This is a genomic window from Maritimibacter sp. 55A14, assembly GCF_003122205.1.
Classification (GTDB): domain Bacteria; phylum Pseudomonadota; class Alphaproteobacteria; order Rhodobacterales; family Rhodobacteraceae; genus QEYE01.
In genome coordinates this window covers 1-7329 of sequence record NZ_QEYE01000044.1, presented here as the reverse complement: position 1 = coordinate 7329, position 7329 = coordinate 1, and the positions used below count along the sequence as shown (strand labels likewise).

Genomic DNA, 7329 nt, shown 5'->3' with positions numbered 1-7329 from the left:
TCATGTTCGGTAGGCTCAAAGACTGGCGACGGGTCGCAACCCGATATGACCGATGCCCGAAGGTATTCCTCTCCGCCATCGCACTCGCCGCAACCGTCATCTATTGGCTATGAGTCCTGACCCTAGGTGCGGGGGACTTCCGATTCCCGATCCGTCGCATGGGCAATGCGGCAATGCCTCGAAAGGACGACATAAGATGCAGACAAGCCCGAAACTCATCGCAGCGGCATTTGCCGGCTTTCTGGCGCTTGGCGCCCCGGCGGTAGCGCAGAGCGCCGAGGACCTGACGGACAAGCAGGTGAGGGCCTTCGTGAGCACGGCGATGGCCGTGGCGGAAATCCAGGAACACTACAAGCAGGATCTGGCTGGCGTTTCCGACGACGCGCAACGTGAGGAGATCATGCAGGAGGCCAATGAAGCGATCATGGCGCGGGTTGCCGAGACGCCGGGCATGAGCGTCGAGCAATACGTGCAGATTGCCGAAGCCGCCCAGACCGACGCGGAGCTGAGCGCACGGCTGGTGGAAGAACTCGAGCGCCAGCAGGCTGAATAGCCGGCCATGCCAAGTGCCACCGCCCCGTCCGGCTCGCCGCCGGGTGGGGCAGGGGCTATTCCGCTGCGACAGGTGCGGGATCGGCCAGCGCGACGATGTCGAACATGATCCGGTTCAGTTCGAAATCCTTGGGCGTGTAGACCTTGGCGACGCCCATGCCGCGCAGCCGCGCCGCGTCGTCCTCCGGGATGATGCCGCCCACCACGACCGGAACGCGTCCCAGCCCGGCTGCCCGCATCCGGTCCATCAGCTCCTCGACCAGCGGCACATGGCTGCCCGAGAGGATCGAGAGTCCCACCACATGGGCCTCCTGCTCCCGCGCGGCCGCCACGATCTCTTCCGGCGTCAGGCGGATGCCTTCGTAATGGATGTCCATGCCGCAGTCTCGGGCGCGCGCCGCGATCTGCTCGGCGCCGTTGGAATGGCCGTCGAGGCCGGGTTTTCCGACGAGAAATTTCAGCCGCCGGCCCAGCGCATCGCTGACCGCCTGAACGCGGGTGCGGATGTCGTCCAGCCCCTCGGTCCGGTTCGAGGGCTGCGGGCTGACGCCGGTGGGCGCCCGGTACTGCCCAAACGCCGCGCGCACCATGTCGCCCCATTCGCCGGTCGTGGCCCCCGCCCTGGCCGCCGCGATCGAGGCGGGCATGATGTTTTCGCCCGATTTGGCCGCTGCACGCAGCGCCCCCAGCGCGTCCTCCACGGCGGCCTCGTCCCGGCGCTCGCGCCACGCCTGAAGCCGCGCGATCTGATCGGATTCGGCCTGCGGGTCGGCCACCATGATCGCCTCCGGGCCGGAGGTGAGCGGGCTCGGCTCGCCCTCGGTCCAGCGGTTCACGCCGACCACCGTGGTCTGGCCGTCCTCGATCCCGGAGATGCGCTCGGCATTGCTCTCCACCAGGCGCGATTTCATGTATTCGATTGCCGCCACCGCGCCGCCCATACCGTCGATCTGCGCAAGCTCGGCGCGTGCGCCGTCCTTCAGCGCCTCGACTTTCGCGGTGACAACCGGATTGCCGTCGAAGAGGTCACCATACTCCAGCAGGTCGGTCTCATAGGCCAGGATCTGCTGCATCCTGAGCGACCATTGCTGGTCCCAGGGGCGCGGCAGGCCCAGAGCCTCATTCCAGGCCGGCAGTTGCACCGCGCGGGCGCGGGCGTTCTTGCTGAGTGTGACGGCCAGCATCTCGATCAGGATGCGGTAGACGTTGTTTTCCGGCTGCTGCTCGGTCAGGCCCAGGCTGTTAACCTGCACACCATAGCGGAAGCGGCGGAATTTCGGATCCTCGACGCCGTAGCGGTCGCGGCATATTTCGTCCCACAATTCCACGAAGGCGCGCATCTTGCACATCTCGGTGACAAAACGGATGCCCGCATTGACGAAGAAGCTGATGCGCCCGACCATCGCCGGGAAGTCCGCCTCGGCGACCTTGCCCTTCAAATCGTCCAGCACCGCCGTTGCGGTGGCCAGCGCGAAGGCCAGTTCCTGTTCGGGCGTCGCACCCGCTTCCTGCAAGTGATAGGAACAGACATTCATGGGGTTCCATTTCGGCAGATGCTCGCGCGTATAGGCGGCGACATCCGTGATCATCCGCAGGCTGGGTTGCGGCGGGCAGATATAGGTGCCGCGCGACAGGTATTCCTTGATGATGTCGTTCTGCACGGTGCCTTGCAGTTTCGAGATGTCGGCGCCCTGTTCCTCGGCCACCGCAATGTATAGCGCCAGCAGCCAGGGTGCCGTCGCGTTGATCGTCATCGAGGTGTTCATCCGGTCGAGCGGGATGTCGTCGAAGAGCATCCGCATGTCGCCCAGATGGGCGATGGGCACGCCGACCTTGCCGACCTCGCCGCGGGCAAGTTCGTGGTCGCTGTCATAGCCCGTCTGGGTGGGCAGGTCGAAGGCCACCGAAAGCCCGGTCTGCCCGCGCGCCAGGTTGTCGCGGTAGAGCGCGTTGGAGGCGCGCGCGGTCGAATGGCCCGCATAGGTGCGGAAGAGCCAGGGGCGGTCGCGGACGGGTTGATCGGACATGAGCCTCACCGATGGCAACAAAATTCTGTCCGCGAATACTTAACCGAAAGATTCTTTCGGGTCCAGATGCTGCACTGCAAAATGCCCGACCGGGGGGGGATGAGGTCCCCGGTCGGGCCTGTAGCGCTCAGTCCGTGGCGAAGCAGTAGAGCAGCCCATCGCCGCCGGTGCCGCGCAGGGCCTCCAGCCCGCAACCCCCGCGCGAGGGATGCGAGGAGTTCCAGGACTTCATGGGTGGCGATTCGTTCAACCCCTTGCGGTCGTGATGTCCAACCATTCCAGCGGTATCGGGACCGCCGGAGGTCCAGTCCTCGCAGGTCATGCCCTCGGCCACCGTGCCGTCAGGCAGCGAGCCGGTCAGAATGTCGTGGCGGTTTGGAGAGTCGCCCCGGCCGTTGACCATCTCGCCCCGCTCGTTGAGCGCGGTTTCCTTGGAGATGTTGTTGCTGCCATGCAGCATTTCCACGTCCTCGGCAATCACCTCGCCGTTTGCGTTCATCCACGGACCGGTGCCGATTCTATCGCGGGCGTTCTCGGTGCTTGTGGACAGGTAGGCAGCCCAGTCGCGCCCGGTCACGCCAGTGGCCTCAGCCAGCGCTGCGCAATGCGCGTCGGCCCCGGCGATGCCGCCGAAATCGCCGCCCTGTCCGGGGTTCTCGCTGGTGACGAAGAAGCTCATGCCGCCGTCCTGCGCGGCAGCGGCCGAGCCCATGGCAACGAGCGCGGCGGCCACGATAATGCGTGATTTCATGGTTTTTCCTCCCGTAAGAAGCGAATGTGGAAATCGTCGCGCACCGGAGTGTTTCGCGCCAGTCACAATTCGGATTCGGACCCGGCGGGGAGGCAATTGGCACGAATCCGCCGGGCTTTGACCTGCACGGGGAAAGCTGCAACGCTGCGCCGATGCTGGCGGTAATGGAAATACCGGTCTGGGCCGTGGTGATCGGCGGGGCGCTCGCGGGCGTCGCCGTGCTTGACCGGATCCTCGTGCCCTCGGTGCGCTGGTACCTGCGGCGGCGCTTCCTCAACGCGATCGACCGGCTCAATGCGCGACTCCAGCTCAAGATCCAGCCCTTCAAGCTGATGCGACGGCGCGACATGATCGACCGGCTGACCCACGACCCGCAGGTGATGGAGGCCGTCGTCGCCTATTCCGAGGCCGAGCGCATCCCGCTCTACATGGCGATGCAGCGGGCGGAACAGTACGCGCGCGAGATCGTGCCGGCCTTTTCCGCCTTCGCATATTTCAGCTTCGCCACGCGCATGGCGAAATGGCTGTCGCATCTGGTCTATGACGTGCGGCTGGGGGCGTATGACGACGCGGCGCTGGCGGGCATCGACCCTGAGGCGACCGTCATCTTCGTCATGAACCACCGCTCCAACATGGATTACGTCGTGGTCACGCATCTGGTCGCCGACCGCTCCGCATTGTCCTACGCGGTGGGGGAATGGGCGCGGGTCTGGCCCTTGCAGGGGCTGATCCGCGCGATGGGCGCCTATTTCATCCGGCGCCGGGGCAATCATGGGCTCTATCGCCGGGTTCTGGCGCGCTACGTGCAGATGGCGACCGAGGGCGGCGTAACGCAGGCGGTCTTTCCCGAGGGCGGGCTGACGCTGGACGGGCGCCTGCGTCCGCCCAAGCTGGGGCTTTTGAGCTACATCGTGGCGGGCTACCGGCCGGGCCAGTCGCGCGACGTGGTCTTCGTGCCCGTCGCGCTCAACTACGACCGCGTGCTGGAGGACCGGGTGCTTTCGGAAACAGCGGCCAGCGGCAGGCGGCGGTTCCATTTCCGGATGCGCCGCTTCCTGCGCTTCATCCTGCACCAGTCGCGGCTGAGGATGACCCACAGGTTCCACCGCGGCCGTGCCTCGGTCGGCTTCGGCCAGCCGCTGGCGCTGTCGGACTACGCGGGCCGCGAGGGCACCGGCGACGCCGCGGTGGCCCGGCTGGGCGCGGAACTGATGCACCGGATCGGGGTGGTGATGCCGGTCCTGCCGGTTCCGCTCGTCGCGGCAATCCTGACGCGCGCCGACGCGCCGCTGGTTCAGGAGGAGATCACCGCCCGCGCGCATGAGCTTCTGACCCGGATGCGCGCCGCCGGAGCGGAAGTGCAGATCGACCACGGCGCCGAGGCCGAGGCGGTGACCGCCGGGTTGAAGCTGATGGGCCTGCGCCATCTCGTGACCGAACTTGACGGGCGGTTTTCTGCAAATGCGAAAGAGGCTGCCATGCTGGCCTACTACGCCAATTCCATCGCCCATCTCATGCCGGATGCCGGAGCGCCACCGGTCGGAAACCTCAGTAAAACCGGGGATCAAAAAACAACTGAGACATAAAATTACGTCCGGCCGTGCCATTTTATGGCATTATTGCTCTTGCGATGTTGCGGTGAAGGTGAGATTTAGGGGGCAAGGCCGCGGCATCTCGATTCTGCGCTGCGGCATAGCGGAGAGGAAGCAGGAGGACCGACAATGGCCCTGGATACCCGAAACGAGATCGTCGAATACGACGCGCCCGAGAAGGACCTCTACGGGGTCGGAGAGATCCCGCCGCTGGGCTTCGTGCCGGAGAAGATGCATGCCTGGGCGATCCGTCGCGAACGCCACGGAGATCCGGACAAGTCCATGCAGCTCGAAGTCGTGGACGTGCCGCGCCCCGACAGTCAGGAGGTGCTGGTGATGGTGATGGCTGCGGGCGTGAACTACAACGGCGTCTGGGCCGGGCTCGGCACGCCGATCAGCCCCTTCGATGTTCACGGGGCCGAGTATCATATCGCCGGGTCCGATGCCGCGGGCATCGTCTGGGCGGTGGGCGACAAGGTCAAGCGCTGGAAGGTCGGCGACGAGGTCGTGATCCATTGCAACCAGGACGATGGCGACGACGAGGAATGCAATGGCGGCGATCCGATGTTCTCGCCCAGCCAGCGCATCTGGGGCTACGAAACGCCAGACGGCTCCTTCGCGCAGTTCGCCTGCGTGCAGGCCCAGCAACTCATGGCGCGGCCTGCGCATCTGACTTGGGAGGAATCCGCCTGCTACACGCTGACGCTGGCCACCGCCTACCGGATGCTCTTCGGTCACCGCCCGCATGTGCTGCGGCCGGGGCAGAACGTGCTGGTCTGGGGCGCCTCGGGCGGGCTGGGCTCCTTCGCGATCCAACTCATCAACACCGCAGGCGCCAACGCCATCGGCGTGATCTCGGACGAAAGCAAACGCCAGTTCGTGCTGGATTGCGGAGCAAAAGGTGTCATCAACCGCAAGAATTTCAACTGCTGGGGCGAAATGCCCAAGGTCAACACGCCCGAATACAAGCAATGGTTCGGCGAGGTGCGGAAGTTCGGCAAGGCGATCTGGGACATCACCGGCAAGGGCGTGAATGTCGACATGGTGTTCGAGCATCCCGGTCAGGCGACCTTCCCGGTCTCGGTCTTCGTGGTCAAGCGCGGCGGCATGGTGGTGATCTGCGCCGGAACCACGGGCTATAACCTGACCATGGATGCGCGCTACCTCTGGATGCACCAGAAGCGGGTGCAGGGCAGCCATTTCGCCAATCTCAAGCAGGCGAGCCAGGCCAACCAGCTCATGTTGGAGCGGCGGCTCGACCCCTGCATGTCCGAGGTGTTCCCCTGGGCCGAGATACCCGCGGCGCATATGAAGATGCTGCGTAATGAGCACAAGCCGGGCAACATGGCGGTGCTCGTGCAGACGCCGCGCACCGGGCTGCGCACCTTCGAGGACACGCTAGAGGCGAGCGGCGCCACCTGATTCAGGGCGGTACATTCGAGAAGAACAACCGGCACGCGCCCGCGGAAATGGCGGGCGCGTGTTATTTTCTTGTCAAGAAATGTATTGTGAACTGGAATTCCAACGCTTTATGACTCGCGCCCCCACCATTTCCGGGGAGTTGAAACTTGTGAAATTCGTCCGGACAATGAATCAGGCTGTGGTTGTATTAACCAGTTTTGGGGTGTATCCCCTTGACATACGGTAGGCGGCTTCCCATCTGTATCTCAACAGAAGGGATAGCCAATGAAACCGACCAACGTTCGCCAGTTCTTCAAGCAGTTTCCGGACGACGAAACCTGCCTTGAACACCTGTTCAACGTGCGGTTCGGTCAGGGCCATGTCTGCCCCAAATGCGAACGCGCCGCGAAGTGGTATCGACTGCAATCCGAGCAGGCCTTTTCCTGCCAGTGGTGCGGCCATCACATTCACCCGATGGTCGGAACGATCTTCGAGAAGTCCCGAACTCCGCTGCAACTCTGGTTCTATGCAATCTTCCTGTTCACCACGTCCCGTCATGGCGTGAGCGGCAAGGAATTGCAGCGCCAGCTTGGCGTCACGTACAAGACCGCTTGGCGCATGGCTGCGAAAATCCGTGAGCACATGGCCGCTATCGACGGTGATGAGCCTATCGGTGGACGTGGTGAAATCGTTGAGGTTGACGAAACGTACTATGGCGGCGCTGCGCTTGGCGCTGGTGGCCATTGGCGCAAGGAGAAGGCCGTCATTATGGGTATGCTTGAGCGCGGCGGTGACGTGGTTCTCAAGGTCGTGGAAAGCCAGAAAGCGCAACATCTGATGCCGCCGCTAGTCGCAAACGTGAAAGAGGCGACAGAAGTCCTGACCTGCCCCCAAAAAACCGGGCCATTCAAAATGAGAGTTTGTTCTCGTAACGTTCAAAATGACGAGGAGAACAGACGATGCGCAAATCACGTTTCACCGAAGAACAGATTGTCGGGATCCTGCA

At 64.0% G+C, this 7329-nt stretch carries 6 protein-coding genes and 1 pseudogene; 5 read left to right on the top strand and 2 right to left on the bottom strand.

The genetic code is table 11. The features are described 5' to 3' along the window. A pseudogene (locus DDZ14_RS18890) lies at positions 1–113 on the top strand (IS5/IS1182 family transposase); the annotation flags it as partial. A gap of 83 nt (positions 114–196) precedes the next feature. Beyond that, positions 197–553 carry a DUF4168 domain-containing protein gene (locus DDZ14_RS18885; RefSeq protein WP_158275573.1) on the top strand — a complete coding sequence of 119 codons (357 nt, stop codon included), beginning with the start codon at positions 197–199 and terminating at the stop codon, positions 551–553. Between the two features lie 55 nt (positions 554–608). Here the strand turns inward: DDZ14_RS18885 and DDZ14_RS18880 are convergent, their stop codons facing one another. Further along, the gene (locus DDZ14_RS18880) at positions 609–2579 is read right to left on the bottom strand and encodes a protein meaA (protein WP_109426529.1); all 1971 of its coding nucleotides are present in this window, start codon (positions 2577–2579) and stop codon (positions 609–611) included. 127 nt (positions 2580–2706) lie between these two features. Further along, entirely contained in the window at positions 2707–3330 is a 624-nt protein-coding gene (locus DDZ14_RS18875) for a hypothetical protein (protein WP_109426528.1), read from the bottom strand. Between the two features lie 152 nt (positions 3331–3482). Here DDZ14_RS18875 and DDZ14_RS18870 point away from each other — a divergent pair, with 152 nt between their 5' ends. From DDZ14_RS18870 to DDZ14_RS18860, 3 genes are all read left to right on the top strand, one after another. Then, positions 3483–4916, top strand: coding sequence for a 1-acyl-sn-glycerol-3-phosphate acyltransferase (locus DDZ14_RS18870; protein WP_109426527.1), 1434 nt, complete (start codon positions 3483–3485; stop codon positions 4914–4916). A 135-nt stretch (positions 4917–5051) separates the two neighbouring features. Continuing rightward, positions 5052–6344 (top strand): crotonyl-CoA carboxylase/reductase, encoded by a 1293-nt coding sequence (gene ccrA / locus DDZ14_RS18865; RefSeq protein WP_109426526.1) that lies wholly within the window; start codon positions 5052–5054, stop codon positions 6342–6344. 264 nt (positions 6345–6608) lie between these two features. After that, positions 6609–7329, top strand: a 721-nt coding sequence (locus tag DDZ14_RS18860; protein WP_109426525.1) for an IS1595 family transposase, incomplete at its 3' end; no start/stop codon positions are given.

What these genes read in the sequence shown, in the direction of transcription:
- DDZ14_RS18885 (WP_158275573.1), top strand. Translation starts at nt 197, where the DNA reads ATGCAGACAAGCCCGAAACTCATCGCAGCGGCATTTGCCGGCTTTCTG.
- ccrA (WP_109426526.1), top strand. Translation starts at nt 5,052, where the DNA reads ATGGCCCTGGATACCCGAAACGAGATCGTCGAATACGACGCGCCCGAG.
- DDZ14_RS18880 (WP_109426529.1), bottom strand. Translation starts at nt 2,579, where the DNA reads ATGTCCGATCAACCCGTCCGCGACCGCCCCTGGCTCTTCCGCACCTAT.
- DDZ14_RS18870 (WP_109426527.1), top strand. Translation starts at nt 3,483, where the DNA reads ATGCTGGCGGTAATGGAAATACCGGTCTGGGCCGTGGTGATCGGCGGG.
- DDZ14_RS18875 (WP_109426528.1), bottom strand. Translation starts at nt 3,330, where the DNA reads ATGAAATCACGCATTATCGTGGCCGCCGCGCTCGTTGCCATGGGCTCG.